The sequence below is a fragment of the Citreicoccus inhibens genome, from assembly GCF_019039035.1.
GTDB classification, from domain to species: domain Bacteria; phylum Myxococcota; class Myxococcia; order Myxococcales; family Myxococcaceae; genus Citreicoccus; species Citreicoccus inhibens.
Genome location: NZ_JAHNZT010000038.1, coordinates 31,684 through 48,797, shown reverse-complemented (window position 1 = coordinate 48,797; position 17,114 = coordinate 31,684). Strand labels below are relative to the sequence as shown.

13 protein-coding genes are annotated in these 17,114 nt (G+C 70.7%); 1 reads left to right on the top strand and 12 read right to left on the bottom strand.

Annotated features, from left to right (window positions below):
- Positions 1-285 precede the first annotated feature (285 nt).
- From KRR26_RS30600 to KRR26_RS37080, 3 genes are all read right to left on the bottom strand, one after another.
- Entirely contained in the window at positions 286-3,852 is a 3,567-nt protein-coding gene (locus KRR26_RS30600) for a DEAD/DEAH box helicase (protein WP_217081539.1), read from the bottom strand.
- A gap of 130 nt (positions 3,853-3,982) precedes the next feature.
- Positions 3,983-4,153, bottom strand: a complete 171-nt coding sequence (locus KRR26_RS37085) for a DoxX family protein (protein ID WP_268905908.1) — start codon at positions 4,151-4,153, stop codon at positions 3,983-3,985.
- A 28-nt stretch (positions 4,154-4,181) separates the two neighbouring features.
- Positions 4,182-4,853 carry a hypothetical protein gene (locus KRR26_RS37080; protein WP_199723628.1) on the bottom strand — a complete coding sequence of 224 codons (672 nt, stop codon included), beginning with the start codon at positions 4,851-4,853 and terminating at the stop codon, positions 4,182-4,184.
- 212 nt (positions 4,854-5,065) lie between these two features.
- Here KRR26_RS37080 and KRR26_RS30590 point away from each other — a divergent pair, with 212 nt between their 5' ends.
- Positions 5,066-6,019 (top strand): TPR end-of-group domain-containing protein, encoded by a 954-nt coding sequence (locus KRR26_RS30590; protein WP_217081537.1) that lies wholly within the window; start codon positions 5,066-5,068, stop codon positions 6,017-6,019.
- Positions 6,020-6,078: 59 nt separating this feature from the next.
- Here the strand turns inward: KRR26_RS30590 and nadE are convergent, their stop codons facing one another.
- The 9 genes from nadE to KRR26_RS30545 all read right to left on the bottom strand — a co-directional run bounded on the left by nadE (position 6,079) and on the right by KRR26_RS30545 (position 17,107).
- Positions 6,079-7,074, bottom strand: a complete 996-nt coding sequence (nadE, locus tag KRR26_RS30585; RefSeq protein WP_217081536.1) for an NAD(+) synthase — start codon at positions 7,072-7,074, stop codon at positions 6,079-6,081.
- The gene (locus KRR26_RS30580; RefSeq protein WP_217081535.1) at positions 7,071-8,669 is read right to left on the bottom strand and encodes a class I adenylate-forming enzyme family protein; all 1,599 of its coding nucleotides are present in this window, start codon (positions 8,667-8,669) and stop codon (positions 7,071-7,073) included. Before KRR26_RS30580 ends, nadE begins: the two co-directional genes overlap by 4 nt.
- Positions 8,666-10,639, bottom strand: a complete 1,974-nt coding sequence (gene asnB / locus KRR26_RS30575) for an asparagine synthase (glutamine-hydrolyzing) (protein ID WP_217081534.1) — start codon at positions 10,637-10,639, stop codon at positions 8,666-8,668. Before asnB ends, KRR26_RS30580 begins: the two co-directional genes overlap by 4 nt.
- A 6-nt stretch (positions 10,640-10,645) precedes the next feature.
- Positions 10,646-10,894: an acyl carrier protein gene (locus KRR26_RS37075; RefSeq protein ID WP_120200814.1), complete on the bottom strand. Its 249-nt coding sequence runs from the start codon at positions 10,892-10,894 to the stop codon at positions 10,646-10,648.
- A 93-nt stretch (positions 10,895-10,987) separates the two neighbouring features.
- Positions 10,988-11,575, bottom strand: a complete 588-nt coding sequence (locus tag KRR26_RS37720; RefSeq protein ID WP_120200812.1) for an acyltransferase — start codon at positions 11,573-11,575, stop codon at positions 10,988-10,990.
- The gene (locus tag KRR26_RS30560; RefSeq protein WP_120200810.1) at positions 11,572-12,114 is read right to left on the bottom strand and encodes an acyltransferase; all 543 of its coding nucleotides are present in this window, start codon (positions 12,112-12,114) and stop codon (positions 11,572-11,574) included. Before KRR26_RS30560 ends, KRR26_RS37720 begins: the two co-directional genes overlap by 4 nt.
- A 4-nt stretch (positions 12,115-12,118) precedes the next feature.
- Positions 12,119-12,919 carry a hypothetical protein gene (locus tag KRR26_RS30555; protein ID WP_236069351.1) on the bottom strand — a complete coding sequence of 267 codons (801 nt, stop codon included), beginning with the start codon at positions 12,917-12,919 and terminating at the stop codon, positions 12,119-12,121.
- A gap of 166 nt (positions 12,920-13,085) precedes the next feature.
- Complete coding sequence (locus KRR26_RS30550; RefSeq protein WP_120200806.1) at positions 13,086-15,491, bottom strand: ABC transporter permease; 2,406 nt, start codon at positions 15,489-15,491, stop codon at positions 13,086-13,088.
- A 134-nt stretch (positions 15,492-15,625) separates the two neighbouring features.
- On the bottom strand, positions 15,626-17,107 hold the full coding sequence (locus tag KRR26_RS30545; protein ID WP_120200804.1) for a mechanosensitive ion channel family protein: 1,482 nt from the start codon (positions 17,105-17,107) through the stop codon (positions 15,626-15,628).
- Between the last annotated feature and the right edge of the window lie 7 nt (positions 17,108-17,114).

Here is a 17,114-nt window from a genome sequence, read left to right as displayed (position 1 = left end):
CTGGACGGCATTACGTGAATTGCCAGTTTTGCTCAACTGGAATAGTTGCGTGGCCGTGGTGTCATTCAATTCGCAAGCATCGGCTGCTTTCACTGGCAGATGCTGTGCTGCGCGCGATGGATGTGTATTCGCGCGCGCAGGTGTCAGGCGTTGCATCCGTGTGACAGGGAGACGTCTCGGATGGGCTGCGCGCTCGGGCTGTTCGCTTCTGGGACGATGCTACGTCCCAGGGAGGGAGTCCAGAGGGGGCCGCGTGTCTGGCTTCGCGCCGCCACGGCTCGGGATTCAGTGCCGTGAATCAGGAATCTCGTCGTCGTCGTGTGTCGTCAGACGTTGAGACAGCAGCCCGAGCAGCTCCTTCACGGAGAGCCTTCCGGCCTGGTCCTTGCCGTCGAGCACGCCCGCGACGAGGGCGCGCTTGTGCTCATGCAATGACAACATCTTCTCTTCAATGGTTCCGCGCGCCACGAGCCGGTAGATGGTGACAGGGCGGTCCTGTCCAATGCGGTGGGCCCGGTCCGACGCCTGGTCCTCGACGGCGGGGTTCCACCAGGGGTCCAAGTGGATGACGCTGGTGGCGGCCGTGAGGTTGAGCCCGAAGCCGCCTGCCTTCAGGGAGATGAGGAAGAGGGGGGCGTCACCTTCCTGGAAGGCCCGCACGCGCTCGGCGCGGGCTCCGGCGGGTGTCTGTCCATCCAGGTACTCATAGGCGATGTCTTGCGCATCCAGGTGCTCGCGCACGAGGGCCAGGTGCGAGGTGAACTGGCTGAACACCAGCGCGCGCTGTCCCGCCGCGCGCAGCTCGTCGATGAGCTCCATGAGCCGCTCCAACTTGGAGGACTCCAGCTTCGAGCTGGCGTCATACAGCCGGGGGTGCGAGGCCAGCAGTCGCAGGCGCGTGAGCGCGGCGAGGATTTCGATGCGACGCTCCTGGTCGCGCATCGTCTCGGGGCGGGACTCCAGGTCGGACAGGGCGGCCAGCCGCGCGTCCTCGTACAGCTGCCATTCGGCGGAGGAGAGGACCACCGGGACGCGCACCTCGGTGCGAGGCGGGAGCTGCGCCTCCACCTGGGCCTTGGTGCGCCGCAGGAGGAAGGGTTGCAGCACGCGCGCGAGCGCCGGGGCCGCGGTGGGGTCCACGTTCTTCTCGATGGGCAGCGCGAAGCGGGTGCGGAAGGCCTCCCAGCTGCCGAGCAGGCCCGGGAACACCACCGCGTAGAGGCTCCAGAGCTCGCCCAGGTGGTTCTCCAGCGGGGTGCCGGAGAGGGCGAACTTGAAGTCACCTTGCAGCGCGCGGGCCGCGCGGAAGCGATGGGTCACCGCGTTCTTCAGGCCCTGGGCTTCGTCGTAGACGATGGTGGAGAAGCGCACGGCGGCCAGTCGCTCGATGTCCCGCGTGAGCAGGCCATAGCTGAGCACCAGCACGTCTCGAGGGCCCAGGCGCTCCAGCGTGCCGCCGCGGTCCACCTGCTCCGAGAACAGCTTCATGCGCAGCGAGGGCGCGAACCGCTGGGCCTCGTCCACCCAGTTGAACGCCACCGACGTGGGCGCGATGACGAGCGCGGGGCCCAGCCGCGAGCGCTCCAGCAGCACGGCCAGCGCCTGCACGGTCTTCCCCAGCCCCATGTCATCCGCGAGGACGCCGCCCGCGCCCCATGAGGCCAGACGGATGAGCCAGCGGAAGCCCTCGAGTTGATAGTCGCGCAGCGTCGTCTTGAGCGTCGTGGGGGGGCGGGGCCGCAGCTCCTTCGCGGCGAAGATGCGCTCCACCAGCGACTTCCAGGCCGCGTCCGCTTCCACCTTTGCGCCCGCGTTCTCCAGCGCGGTGAGGGTCTCCACCGCGGAGGGACCCAACTCCAATCCATGGCGCGAGCTGTGCGCGTGGTCCGCCAGCCGCTCCAGGTGCGCGCGCAGGGCGTCTTCGATCTCCACGTAGGTCTGCGCGCTCACATGCACGAAGCGCTGTTTGCGCCGGGCCGCGTCGAGCAGGCGGGCCAGCTCCACGCGCTCGCCGTCCACGGAGAGGTCTCCGAGCGCGCCGAACCAGTCGCGCTTCTTGTCGAGCGCGATGTGCAGCGACCCCGCGCCGCGCCCCGCGAGCAGCCGCATGGGGGCGCCCACCCACTCCAGCTCGGGCCGCGGCTTCAGCGCGACAGCGGCGGCGAGCAGCGTGAGGCCGCCCTGCGCGCTGGTGAACAGGTAGCTGAACGGCATGTCCTGGGGCTCGGCCGTATCGAGCGGCAGGCGTGCGCGCAGGGCCTCGGCCAGGGCGCGCTCTCGCACGAAGTCGCGCACCGCGTGCATGGGCTCGGTGCCTCGGCGGACGTGCACGTCCCGCGAGCCCTCACCGGGCACGAGCGGCGGACTCTCGGGAAGGGGGCGGGTGCGCAGCTCCACCCGGACCTGTCCGCCTGGCTGGGCCTCCATCCGCACCACGGGAAGATCGAGCGGCACGACCTCCTGGCCCATCACGCTGCGCGGCAGGGCCACCGGAAGGCGGACGGACAGCTGCGACAGGTTCTGGAGGAGCGCGCCGTGGCTCTCGGGCGGGAAGCTGTTGCCGTGGCGCGCGAGCACACCCAACAGCGTCCGGGCATCCGGGCTGATGTCGAGCACCGTGAGCTTCAGCGCGGCCTCGTCCCAGAGGTAGAGGACCTCCTCGGGGCGCGAGCGGCGCACGCGCTCCACCATGGCGGAGGGCAGGGACGCGCCCTCCACGCCCGCGGTGACGATGACGGCGCCGCCTCGGTCCTCCGCCACCAGGCCCACCCTGGCGCGCTCGACGCGCACGAGGTCCGGGGAGTCATCCAGGTGGATGCGCGGATGGTCCACCAGCTCGAAGAGGAGCGCGCGCGAGGCCGGCGCGGTCGTCTCCGGCAGGAGCACCGCGAGGCGCGCGTCGAGCGGCGAGAGCTGCGCGCCGTACTCTTGCAACAGCCGACGCCGACTCAGCCGCGTCCCCGCGCTCAGTTGCCCCTTCTTGTTGCGGCGGTGGGCATACGCGGCGACCTCCACGCCGTAGCCCTCAATGACCTCCAGACGCCAGGAGAGCTCCGAGCCCGGCGCGCCCGCGGGGTTCTCCTCCACCGCGCGCTCCAGGGCTCGCAACGTGCGCTCCCATGAGGGGCGCACCAGCTCGTCCAGCGTTTCTCCAAAGCGCTCGGACCAGGGCTGGCGCAGCCACGCCAGCGCGGTGTCCACCATGGCCAGGCCATGCACACAGGCGGTGGCGCCACAGGTGCACTCCACGCTCGCCGAGCTGGGCGAGAACGCCAGGCGCGTCTCCGGGAGGATGAAGCCCGCCTGGACGCCCACCGGCAGCTCCGAGATGCCGCTCTCGCGCAGGCGGAAGCCGGGGAGCAGCGCGTCCGATTCGAGCGCCTCCGCGTGCAGCAGGTCCGCCGGTCGCGGCGCGATCGACGCGGGAATGCGCGCGCGCAGTGTGCTCAGCAACGCGTGGACCCGGTGCGTGCGTGGCTCGGGCGGGGGCGCGAGCCGCGCATCGACGACGGCGCGCGCGTCCCGTGCGGCCACGGCCTCCTCTTCGAGAAACCTCCATGCGAGCCGGGGCAGCAGCTCCTTCATCTTCGGGGAGGGCTGGGACTCGGCGCTCCACCGGGCAACCGACTCGGCGCTCACCAGCTCCACCATTCGGCGGCGGAGGATGGCGGGGCGGAACTGCGGCATCAGCGCCGGGTCGACGCGGGGCGTGAGCGGGCCCAGGCTGTAGCGCGCGACATGCTCGATGCCCTCGGACTGGAGCCAGGCCCTGAGTTCAGCGTCCGTGTCGAAGGGGGGAGTCCCCGCGACCTGAGTGGGCAAGGGCCCCGGTGGCTTGCGCTCCTCCGACATGCCGCTGCTTGTTCGCGATGCGGCGGGGAAACGCAAGGCCAGAGTGCGGCGCGGGGTGTGGCTGAGACGCGGCGTCCGGCTGTCCGAGCGGCGAGGTGATGCGTCGGGGAGAGGCCGGGGGGCGGAATCGTCACCCTCGCGGCGCGATGGGCGCCTTCGCGCGGCGGCCCCAGGACACGAAGAGCGAGAGCGCCAGGAGGAAGAGGTTGAAGGGCGTGTTCGCCGCCTCCCCGCGAGAGAGGTGAAAGGCGATCGCCCCCGCTTGCAAGAGCGCGCAGCCCAGCTCCGCGAGCCACGTCAGGTCCGGTTGGATGCGGGTGAGCGCGGGCTCAGCGCAGGAACTGGAGGCGGAGCCCGGGTTGGAGCCACGCGTGAAAGGCTCGCCGTGAGCTCGGCACGGTCTGGCTGCCGCCGAATGGGTCGAAGGTCTCGAAGACGGTGGTGTACTTGCCCAGGGTGCCCGTGAAGTAGGGGCCCACGCGCAGGAACGAAGCGACCTCCACGTCGATGCCTCCCTGGACATGCGCGAAGAGAAAGCCCGAGGCCTGGCGACCTTGTGAGCTGCCTTCTCGGCCCGTGCTCAGCGAGGCCAACTCGAAGTTGAGGCCCGCGCCCATCCAAGGCTGGAGGGGCCCCTGGCTCAGGAAGTGGTAGTTCACGTCCGTGCTGAACCGCAGCATGGCTCCGCTGCAACGCACGCTCGGGTCGCAGGCGCCTGGCGCGACACGCGCGATGCCGAATTGGAACGCGCCTTCCACCGACCAGTTCGGGGTGAGGCTGTAGCCCACGTCGAACTGGGGGGTGATCATCCCCACGTAACGGGAGGAGAGCTTCTGGTCGCGGACCAGGTCCCCCGCGGGAAAGGCATAACCCAGACGCAGCCCGAGGAGGAGGTGCTTGCGCTGCTCCCGGGGTGGGGCTTCGGGGGCGTCTTCGGCCCAGGCGGGAGCGGTGGACAGGCACAGCAGCAGCAACAGCCCGGCGTGGCATCGAGAACGCATGGAACCCCAGGAGAAGGACGTCGAAGTCGGCCGCGGCGCCCCTGTGCAATTGAATGGCCAAGGGAGCGCTCCGAGTGGAAGGCCGCGCGTCCTGGCCCGGTCGATACACCCGAGGAATGGCAGACGCGACGCGCATGTCATGACGCGGATGTCAGGGGAGCGTCTGGTTTGTTGCGTGTGACCTGATTTGCGGTCCTGGCTAGAGTGTGGGGATGCGACTGCTCATTGCCTCCGCACTGTGCCTCTCCCTGGCCTCGGCCTGTGCTCATGCGCCCGCGCAGGAATCCTCGTCCGCGCCGACACCTGTCGCGCCGCCGCTCGCGCCGGGCGCGGAGACGGCCAGCGAGCTGCCCTTCATGGAGCCCCCTGCCACGCCCATGCCGGGGCGCAGCCAGGTCCGCATCGCGGATGCGCTGCTGCACCAGAACAAGCCCGAGGAAGCACTGGTGCTCTACACGCAGGCTTGGAGCGCGGGGAACCGCGATGGCGACGCGGCCTACGCGGCGGCGTGCGCCGCGGGGCGATTGGAGCGCAAGGCGGAGACGCTGGCGTGGCTGTCCAAGGCGGCCGAGGCGGGCTACCGGGATGTGGAGTGGATGAAGAAGGACGACGACCTGGCCTCGCTGCGCGCCGAGCCGGAGTTCACGGCCCTCCTGGAGCGCATCGCGAAGATGCCGGAGCCCTTTCCCGGCTCGAACGCGGAGCTGCAGCGCCTGTACGCCGAGGATCAGCAGGCGCGCACCCACCTCGTGATGAAGCCCACGAAGGAGCAGCTCGCCGAGTTCATGGCGAAGGACCGTGAGCGCCTGACGCGGGTGAAGGAGATGGTGGCGCACGGTGACTTGAAGACGGGCGCGGACTTCTTCTCCGCGGGCATCATCTTCCAGCACGGGGGCACGTTGGAGGACTACGCCATGGCCCGAGACATGGGCGCCGAGGCCGCGCGCCGAGGGCACCCCAAGGGCCTCTGGATGGCGGCGGCCGCGTGGGACCGGTGGCTCATGCGGGCCGGCAAGCCGCAGCGCTTCGGCACGCAGTATGTCCCCGCTCAGGGCACCCCGCAGATGGTGCTCTACACGATGGACCCGCGCGTGACGGACGAGGAGCGCGCGCGCTGGGGCTTCAGTCCCTTGAAGGACATTCCCCAGGCCCGGACGTTCCCGTAGGGGACGCCCAGGGCCGCGAGACGCGACAGGGTTCGACGCGGCTCGCGGCTCGGTCGGGCTCAGCCCATCTTGAACGGCGCGAGCTCCGGCACGGGCTCCAGCAGCAGCGGCGGCGCATGCAGGTACGCGGTGGTGCGGCGCTTCTGGTCGATGTCATCGAACACGCGCTGCACCTGCTGCGGCGTGAGGTCCATCTGCGCGGAGACCTCCTCGGGGGGCACGCCGTGGTTCTTCGCCCAGAGGATGAGGTCGAGCTGCGAGTAGTGCACGGAGAAATAGAAGTCCTCCTGTGACTGCTCCAGGCTGAAGGTGTCCGTGGTGGGCTCGCGGTTGAGGATGCCGTCGATGACGCCCAGGTGCCGCGCCAGCTTGTATGTCTGCGTCTTGTAGAGGCTGGCGATGGGCTTCACGTCCGCCGCGCCGTCGCCGAGCTTCACGAAGAAGCCTTGGTCATACTCCAGCCGGTTCGGCGTGCCCGACGCGGCGAAGTTCAGCCGATCCGCGTGGTAGTACTCCATCATCTTGCGCACGCGCTGCTTGAAGTTCGTGGCCGCGACAATCTGCACGTAGGCCTGCGGCGTGAGGCGGAAGCGCTGTTCCTCGCCGTTCACCTGCACCACCACGTAGAAGACGTTCAGCGCGTCGGTGTTCATCCGATCGCCGTGCATGACGATCTTCCACTTCATGTCTGGCTGGAACCCGGGGAACACCGAGCGCACCGCCGCGTCGCGCTGCGAATAGCACCCCGCCGCCTCCAGCACGGGCGCGATGTCCACCAACGTGTGCTGGATGCCCAGGTGACTGCACAGCTCTCGGCCGAGCTGCGAGGACAGGCCGCTGGAGTCGCGCTCCGGTAGGAGCAGGCCGAACACACGGTCCGGTCCCAGGGCGCGCACCGCCAATGCGGCCACGCACGCCGAGTCGATTCCGCCGGAGATGGCCACCACCAGCCCGCGCCGACGCAGCTTGCGCAGCACCGCCTCGCGCAGCCCTTCTGCCAGCGAGGCCGCCTTGGCTTCCCAGTCCAGCTCCAGCACCTGCTTGGAAAACTTCATGTCGAGGACCTCGGTTGAGAGGGTGAGACAGGGGTCGTGAGTCGGGTTCGCAGCTCGGCCTTCAGGACCTTGCCGTTGGGACCGCGTGGCAGCGCGTCGGAGAAGACGACATGGCGCGGCACCTTGTGGGCGGGGAGCGACTCGCGACAGAAGCGCCGCAGGTCGTCTTCCTTCACCGCCGCGTCGGGACGGAGCACCACGGCCGCGAGGGCCGCCTCTCCGCCTAATTCGTCGGGCACGCCCACCACCGCCACTTCCAGCACGGCGGGGTGGCGGGCCAGCGCGTGCTCCAGCTCCGCCGGGCTGACGCGGTGGCCACCAATCTTGAGGATCTCCTTCGCGCGGCCCACCAGGAAGAAGAAGCCGTCGGCGTCCTTCCACGCGAGGTCGCCCGTCCACAGCCAGCCCTCGCGCAGGATGGCCGCCGTGTCCTCGGGCGCGCCCAGGTAGCCCGGCGTCACGTTGGCGCCGCGCGCGACCAGATGGCCGGTCTCACCCGTGGGCAGCGGCAGCCCGTCCTCGCTCACCACGCGCAACTCCACGCCGGGGATGGCGATGCCGATGGAGCCGATCTTGTCGTGAGCGCGCTCGGGGGGCAGGTAGCTCAGCCGCGCGGTGGCCTCCGTCTGGCCATACATGACGAACAGCTTCGCGGGCTGGAAGGCCTCGCGCACCCACTGCACGGTGTCCGGCGACATGCCTCCGCCGGCCTGCGTGAGGTAGCGCAAGGTCAGCTTCGCGAGGGCCTCGGGCGCGCCTTGCCGCCGCAGCAGCTCGAAGGTGAGGGGCACGCCCGCGAAGCCCGTGCAGCCCTCGGTGGCCATCGCGTCCAGCACCACCTGCGGGTACATGAAGCGCGGATCCAGGAACACCGAGCCGCCCGCGAGCAGGTGTGTCTGGAGCACGCTCTTGCCGTAGCAATAGTGCAGCGGGAGCACGAGCATCGCGCGGTCGCGCGCGGACAGTCCCAGGTACTCCACGATGGCGCGCGTGTTGGCCGCGATGTTCGCGAACGTCTGCACGACGCCCCGAGGTGTGCCCGTGCTCCCCGAGGTATAGACGATGGCCGCGGGCGAGTCCGAGGCCACCAAGGGCAGGGCCTCGAGCGGCGCCTCGTGCGGCTGCGCGCCGAGCGCGCCGTCCTCCTGCACCCACGCGCTCGCGGCACCCCGCAGCAGCCCGAGCATCCTCTCCGGCGGCGCGGACGGGTGCACCACCCACAGGTGCGTGAGCTGCGAGCGCCCGGCCCACTGCCGCGCGTCCTGTCCGAAGAAGAACGCATGCCGCGCGCCCGTCTGCGCGAGGATGGCGTCCAGCGTGGTCCCGCTCGTCGTGCGGTCCAGCTCCACCACGCACGCGCCCAGTGCCTGCACGGCCAGGGACGCGACGGCGGACGCGCAGCCCAGCGGCAGCGCGATGAGCACGCGCACCCCCGGCCCTACGCCCGAGCCACGCAGGTGTCCCCCCAGCGCCCGCATGCGCGCGGCCAGCTCCCGGTACGTCAGCCGCGCCCAGGGCGAGTCCACCGCGGGGGCCTCCGGCGTGGTGTCCGCGTGCGCCCAGACCCACGCGGGCGCGGTGTCCGGGGCGCTCATGCGGCCTCCAGCGCCACGGCCTCTACCTCCGCGGACGGCGGCGGACGCGGGGACAGGAAGTGATGGGCGAGCAGCTGCGTGGACGCCACGGCGAACAGGGCCATGGTGTCCGCTTCGCTCTCCGCCGCGTTGGGCGCGCGCAGCTTGGCGACGAGCCGCTCCACCTTGCGCGCATCGAACACGCCCGTGGTGGCCACGGCCTCGGGCGCGAGCAGCTCGCGGCACCACGCGGGGGCCTCGGCGCCCACCAGGGCGCCCGCGATGGGCGCGCGGTAGGGGAACTTCTGTCGCTCCAGGATGGACGCCGGCACCTTGCCGCGCGCGTAGCGCTTGAGCAGGTGCTTCTCGTCCAGTCCACGCAGGCGCAGGCGCTCGGGCACGCGCGCGGCGAACTCCATCACCGCGGTGTCCAGGAACGGGAAGCGCCCCTCCACCGCGTTGCCCAGGAGCATGCGGTCGCCCTGCGCGGACAGCAGGTACCCGGACAGGAGCGTGCGCGCCTCCAGGTACTGCGCGCGCGCCAGGGGGCGCCAGGTGCCCACGTGCGCGGGCACCGTCTCCAACAGCGAGGCCACCGGATCCTCGTCCGCCACGCGGGCCGCGAACTCCGGCGCGAGGAAGCGTTGGATGCGTCCGCTGTTGGACCAGCGCACCAGGTGCGAGAAGGCCAGTGCGCCCGGCTCCTCCAGTCCCTGGCCGTAGAACTCGCGCAAGAGCTCCACGCCTTGCTGGCTCACCGACAGGGTGGGGTAGAGCTTGCGCAGGAGCAGCGGGCGCCAGCGCGATTGCGGCGCGCGCGCCCAGAACTGGCGGACCTTCGTCTCCTTGAAGAGGTCGTAGCCCAGGAACATCTCGTCCGAGCCCTCCCCGGTGAGGACGACCTTGATGCCGTTGTCGCGCACCCAGGAGCTCAGCCGCAGGAAGGGCGCGGGCGCGGAGCGCATCATCGCCTGCTCGGCGTGGAAGATGACGCCTGGCACCAGCCCGCCGATGTCTCCATCCCGCATCTCCACCACGCGGTGCTCGGTGCGCAGCTCCTGGGCCACGGCGGCTTGATGGCTGCGCTCATCGAAGCGCGCGTGCGCGAAGCCCACCGAGAACGTGCGCAGCGTGCCCCCGAGCTGCCGCTGCGCCAGCGCGCATAGCAAGCTCGAGTCCAACCCGCCCGACAGGTACGCCGCCACGGGCACATCCGCGCGCAGCCGCAACCGCACCGCGCGCTCCAGCACGGCGTCGAGCTCCTCCAGCAGCCGCGGCGCGTCCTCCACGGGCTCGGGCGCCACGCCGAAGTCCAGGTCCCAGTACCGCAGGAGCGTCAGCGCGCCGTCGCGCCAGCGCGCCGTGTGCGCGGGGGGCAGCAGCGACACGCCCTCGAACGACGTGCGCGGCGCCACCGGAGCCCACAGCTGGAAGGTCTGCTTGAGGCCCCGCGCGTCCAACGCGGGCGTCACCAGCCCGCTGGCGAACAGGGCCTTCATCTCCGACGCGAAGGCCACCTGTCCGTCCGGCAGCCTCGCGAAGTACAGCGGGCAGATGCCCACCCGGTCTCGCGACATCCACAGGGTGCGGTCGCGCGGGTCCCACAGCGCGAAGGCCCACTGGCCCTCGAACCGGCGCACGCAGTCCATTCCCCACGCCAGATAGGCCGCGAGGATGACCTCCGTGTCCGAGCGCGTGCGGAACGCGTACCCCGACGCGAGCTGCTCGCGCAGCTCCACGTGGTTGAAGATTTCACCGTTGAAGACGAGCGTGACGCCCGTGGCCTCGTCGTGCATGGGCTGGTGCCCGGACGCGAGGTCCACGATGGACAGTCGCGTGTGTCCCAGCGCCACCCCTTCCAGGAGCCGCGCGCGCTGCGCGTCCGGCCCCCGGTGTCGGAGGCTGGCCGTCATCTGGCGCAGCCGCGCCGCGTTCGGGCCGTGCACGTCCGTGCCGCCCATCGCGAAGGTGAACCCCCCGATGCCGCACATGACGGGTCAGCTCGCCTTCGCCAGCGCCTGCTTGCGGCCCACGAAGGCCACCACGCGCGAGAGCGAGTCCAGGTTCTCCGGCACCAGCTCCTTGTCCTCCAGCTTGATGCCGAACTCCGACTCCACGAAGGCCACCAGCTCCATCATTCCCGTGGAGTCGATGAGCCCCTTGCGAAGAAACGAATCATCGTCGCCGAACTCATCCACGAAGAAGGTGTCGACGATGAAGCTCCGGATGCTGTCGCGTGTGCTCACGGTAGGGTCCTATCGTTTGTGCGGTGAAGGGATGAACGAGGAGAGAAGAACGGCGGCGGGGCGTTTCCTTGAGTCCCGCCGCGAAAGGGACCGTCAGGTGCCAGTGCCCCGGGCGACGAGGTCCATGCTCATCGTCCGCGCGGGATTGCCCATGGCCAGCATGTCCGGTGGCACGTCATGCGTCACGATGCTGCCGGCGGACACCACCGAGCGCGCGCCGATGCGCACGCCCGGCATGAGGATGGCGCCGTGGGCCACCCAGACGTCATCCTCGATGACGATGGGCGCGGTGCGGTGCCCGTCGCGATCGCAGATGCGCACGAACGAGGCGAACATGCAGCGCTCGCCAATGGACACCGACTCCCAGGCCTCCAACGACACGCCGTAGTTGAAGTGCGAGCTGGCACCCACCACCAACCTCGCGCCGGGGTGACACGTGAGCGTCGTTGGCACCATGCCTCCCATGAAGCTCAGGCGCGGGCCCAACTCCACCACGCCCTGGTTGTCGACCACGACACGGCCGTAGGTGGCCACGCCCCAATCCAGATGACAGTCGCGCAGGAACCACTTCGCGCGGAGGATCCCCATGGCGCGCTCGGCGCGCGGGCGGAATTGATCGCGCATCTCGGCGAGCTGGGCCATCACGAGCGCCGGGTGCAGTGGGAAGGTGGGCGCGTTCATCCTGGCTCCTCCGTGCGCAACACTCGGGCGGGTGAACCCCCCACCCGGACTCCCGAGGGAATGCGCCGAGAAACAACGGTGCCGGGTGCCAGCCGGGCGCCTTTCTGCAGGTGGGTCCCGGGCAACAGGATAGAGCGGCTGCCCACCGTCACGTCCTCTTCAATCGTGAGCGGCACCGAGGCGGGGCGCTCGTGACGGTTGCCCCGCAGCGGGTGGTACTGGTTGTCCATCACCTTGCACCACGTCCCCAGCCGGCTGTGCGCGCCCACCGTGATGCATGACTGCGCCTCCAGGGAGCTGCCCCCCTCGATGGCCACGTCGTCCTCGAGCACGATGCGGCCCCCGCGCTGCGCGTGCAGCTCGATGGGCGCCACGCGGCCGTCCAGCACCACGTGGTCGCCGAGCACCACCTCGCCCTCGCCGTGGATCCACACCCGGCCCAGGACAATGGGCGCCAGCCCCACTGCCCGACAGCGGTGGAGCTTCAGGCGGGCGAGGAGGGTTCCGAGCCCGCGCCTCAGCGGAAGGGTCGTGGCCATGGCGTCACGGCACGGCCTGGGCGGGAGAGGTCCGTGTGGCGGGTGGCAACGCGGCCAGGAAGTCGATGAAGGCCGTGGCCAGGCGCGCCTGCCCGACTTCGTTCAGATGTCCCCCGTCGTTCGAGTACGCGGCCACCATCGCCGGATACGCGCGGCCGTTGAGCGTGTACGTCTCGGGGGTTCCGTCGGGCCGGGTGGACTCCAGCGTGGCCAGGTCGAACAGGGGCTCCTTGCCCGCGTACGTCTGGCGCATCAGCGCGTTGAACGCCTCGCGCGTGACGTTCTCGCCCACGCCCCACACCGAGCGGCCCATCAGCTCCTTGAGCCACGCCTTCGCCCCCGACTGCACCGTGGTGAGCGGCACGGTGACGTGCACGAACGTCACCTGGGGATGGCGCGCCTTCAGTCCGTCCAGGGTCGCGCGGTAGCGGGCGAACAGCGCGCGCGCGTCCGTGTGCACGTTGAAGTCGATGTAACAGAACTTCAGCAGCGCGACGTCCGTCTGCGCCGCCATCCCGCCGTCCATGTACCGCTCGAAGTCAGCGAGCTTGGACTCGGGCTGCTCGTTGTGGCCGAGCATCGCGTGCGCCAGCGTGCCGGGCGCGACGGCGGCGGTGGGCTCGCGCACCTCCCGCACCTGGGGCGCGGGCCCTCCTCGCGACATGAGCCGGCCCATGCCCTCGAGCAGGTTGGCCCCCACCGACTGGTGCCCGAAGAAGATGCGCCGTCGCGACAGCTTCTCCAGTCCCGCGGGCGTGTCCGGGGTCGCCTGCGGGGTCGCGGCGCTTGCTGCGTGCAACGCCATGAGCAGCGCGCCAGGAACGACGACGGCGCTCGCTCGGACAAGAAAGGTCCAGTCGCAGTGCATGGGAGCGTTTAATCGCGTCCCATGCTGGGCGTCAAAGGGTCGCAGGTACCGCGAGTGCAGTGGCGAGCGTCACGCGTTTCCCACCATGCACGAGCGTGCGCTCCTACTCCGCGCGGAGGGCCACGGTGGGCGGCACCCGACTGGCGCGCCACGCGGGCACGCCGCTGGCCAGCAGCGCCACGAAGGACAGGGTCAATGCCACCCCGCCCAGGATGAGCGGCTCGTTGGCGTTCACACCGTACAGCATGCTCGCCATGAGGCGCGTGCACGCGAGCGCGGCCACCACGCCCACGGCGACGCCCACCAGCGTCAGGCGCATGCCCTGGCCGAGCACCAGGCGCAGCACCGAACTCGGGTGCTCTCCGAGCGCCAGGCGGATGCCCAGCTCCCGCGTGCGCTGACTCACCGCGTAGGCCATGACGCCGTAGACGCCCACGCCGGCCAAGACGAGCGCGAGCAGCGCGAAGCACCCCAGGAGTCGAGTGACCGCCATGGGACGTCGCAGCTCGTTGTCCAGTCGGGAATCGAACGGGCGCAGGTCCTGAACGGGCAGGGTGCTGTCCACGGCCTGAACCTCGGTGCGCACCGAGGCCAGCATCGTGGCGGGGTCACCCCGCGTGCGCAGCACCAGCGTCATGGTGGGCCACGGGAACTGGGTGAGCGGCACATAGGACTCGGGCTTGGCTGGATCCGTGAGGCGCTCATGGCGCACGTCGCCCACCACGCCGACGATCTCCCGGTAGGGCTCCGCGTCCGTCCAGTCCACGCGGATCCGCTTGCCCAGCACGTCCTCACCCGGGAAGTACCGGCGGACGAACGCCTCGTTGATGATGACCACGGGCGCCGCGCTCGCGATGTCTCCGGTTTCGAACGTTCTTCCACTCCGCAGGGCGATGCGCATGGCGCGGAAATAGTCCGGGGTGGCCACGCGCAGCTCGGTGAGCCAGCGCTGGCCCTCCGGAGGCGCGCCGCGCCCCTCGATGACGAAGTCGCCGTTGCTGTTGCTGCCGCCGAGCGGCGCGTCGTTGACGAAGCCCGCGGCCTCCACGCCGGGCAGCGCGGAGAGCCGCTGCCGCATCTGCTCGAAGAGCGCCGCGCGCCGAGCCAGGTCTCCGGGGCTCTGGGTCAGCGGCTGGGACAGGCGCGCCGTCAGCACGCCGTGCGGATCGAACCCCAGGTCCACGCGCTGGACGTTGTCGAGCGTGCGCACCATGAGGACCGTGCCCACGAGCAACACCAGCGCCAGCGCGAGCTGCACGGCCACGAGCCCGCTGCGCAGCGGGTTGCTGGTGCCGGAGACCGAGCGGCTGGAGCCCCGAAGGACTCCCATCGCGTTCACGGTGGACATGTAGAGCGCGGGCGCGAGGCCGAAGAGCACGCCCGTTCCCACCGAGAGCCCGAAGCTGAAGAGGAGCGCCGCGCCGCTCAGCTCCATCGGCGCCATGCGGATCATGTTGGGCGGCAGGAGCGTGCGCACGAGCTCCAAGCCCCAGAGCACGAGCAGCATGCCCACGGCGCCGCCCAGCAACGCGAGCAGGACGCTCTCCACCAACGCCTGCTGCACCTGCCTTGCCCGGGGCGCGCCCAGCGCGGCGCGGATGGCGCCATCGCGCTGCCGCCCGAGCGCGCGCACCAGCATCAGGTTGGCCACGTTCGCGCAGGCGATGAGGAGCACGAAGCCCACCGCGGCCCAGAGCGTCCAGAGCACCGGGCGCGTGCCCTCCACCAGCGCCTCGCGCCACGACACCAGCCGCACGCCATGGGGCTTCTCTCCGGCGCTCACGTGCGAGATGGGCCCCGCCACCCGCGACAGCTCCGCGGTCGCCGCCTCCACCGTGCGCCCCGCGGCCAGTCGCCCCAGCACGCTCAGGTGGTGCATGCCGTGCCGCTGCGGATCCATCCACTGCGGTACCCAGACGTCGGCTTCGTCGCTGAAGTCCGGGAACGTGAAGGACTCGGGCAGCACGCCCACCACCGTGTGGCTGCGCCCATCGAGCACCAGCGTCTGGCCCACCGCGTCCGGCGCGCCGTTCATCGCGCGCTTCCAGAAGCCGTTGCTCACGATGACTCGCGAGGAGGGCGCGGCAGGCGGGGCATCCTCCTCGGTGAAGTCGCGGCCGAGCGCGGGCGCCACACCGAGCAGCGCGAAGAAGTTGGTGGTGACGCGCCCGCCGCGCACCCGCTCCGGCCTGTCGACGGCCTGGCGGTTGTAGTCCGCCCGGTCATACGCGGCCATCTGTGAGAAGCCCTGCGTCTGCTCGCGCCACCCCAGCACCTCGGGCTCGGATACGGAGGCGCGGTCGATGCCCTCCTGCGTGTCCCAGATGCGCACCAGCGACTCGGCGCGGGGGAAGGGCAAGGGGCGCATCAGCACCGCGTGGATGGCGCTGAACAGGACCGTGTTGGCCCCAATGGCGAGCGCCAGCGTCAGCGCGGCGGCCACGGTGAAGCCGGGGGTGCGCGACAAGGTGCGCAGCGCGTAACGAAGGTCCTGGCGAAGGGTGTCCATGTCCGTCCGCTCCCAGCGAATGCCGTGCCAACCCTCCCCGGCGCGGCCTTGACTCGGGGAGGGGGCTGTGAACCACGGCCGCTGGCCGCGCGGGCGCTCGGACCCGGGACAGCGATTCCCAGAAGCGAACAGCCCTACTCGTGGGCGAGTCCGAAGATCTGCCGCAGGCGCCCGAGGATGCGGCCCGCCTCGGGGGCGGGGTCCACGCTCACGCCATGGGCCTCGGCCACGGCGCGCAGCTGGGTGCGCCGCTGGGCCAGCAGGCGGGAGAGCTGCCCGGCCAGCTGTGGATGCTCGGAGAACAGCCGCCCGAAGGTGGGCCGGTCCAGCTCCAGCAGCACCGAGTCCTCCATCGCCACCACCGTGGCCGCGCGCTTCTCGCCCGTCAGCAGCGACATCTCGCCAATGTAGCTGCCGCGTCCCAGCCGGGTGACCTCCGCCTGCGCCTTGCCCGCGCGCACGCTCACCTCGCCGGAGCCCACCACGTAGAACGTCCGGCCCTCGTCGCCCTCCTGGATGATCCGCTCACCCCGGCCGAAGCGGCGCACCGCCACCTCGCGGCGCAGGCGCTCCAGCTCCGAGGTGCCCAGCGGGCTGAACAGGTCCACCGCGCGCAACAGGTCGTGCACTGTCTCCTCGGACAGCTCCAGACGCCGCGTCTCCTGCCGCACGTGCACGGTGCGCTGGGGGAACGGGATGTCGATGCTGTCGCGGCGCAGCCGGTACCACAGCCGCGTGTGCAGCTCCTCCTTGACGGTCTCGGCCAGCGTGAAATCCGAGAGGAAGAAGCGCACCATGTAGCGGACGCAGGACTCGTCGAACAAGACCGTGCGCGCGAAGGGCGGGGGATCCACGAGGATGTGCGGAATCTCCTGGGCCACCTCCACGAGCGCCTGCTTCACGCGGTTGGGCGGCGCGTCGTAGGACAACCCGAGCGTCACATCCACGCCCACGGGCTCGTGGCGCTGGGAGTAGTTCTTCACCTTCTCCTTGGCGACCATGCCGTTGGGCAGGGTGATGAGCTCGCGCCGGAAGGTGGCCAGCCGGATGGAGCGCCAGCCCAGGTGCACCACGCGCCCGCTGTGCTCGCCAATGTGGACGATGTCGCCCACCTCGAAGGGGCGATCCAACTGGAGCGACAGCCCCGCGAAGAGGTTGCCCAGCGTCTCCTGGAGCGCCAGGCCGATGACCACCGACAGCACCGCGGACGTGGCCACGAGCCCGGCCAGGTCCAGGTTGAGCTGCGTCTGGAGGATGGGCACCGCGGCCAGCGCGTAGAGCGTGAAGTCGATGACGTCGCGGAGGATTTTTGGCGTGGTGCCGGGCGAGCGCAGCCGCCAGAGCTTCAGCCCGAAACCCACCCCGGCGCGGATGACGCCAAAGGCGAACATCAGCATCCACGCCACGCGCACGAGCTTCAGCGCCGCCTTGTGCGACGTGTCGGGCAGCGCCCACGCCGCCAGCCGCAGCACCACGAAGGCGATGAGCAACCGCAGCGCGCCCCGCAAGTCTCGGCGCAGGTCTTTGTCGGAGGTGGCCGCGAGGGCGCCCAGCAGGAGGACGGCCAGCACCGCCCCCACCGCCAGGGAGAGATTGCTCTGAAGGAAGGGAAGCAAGCCTCGC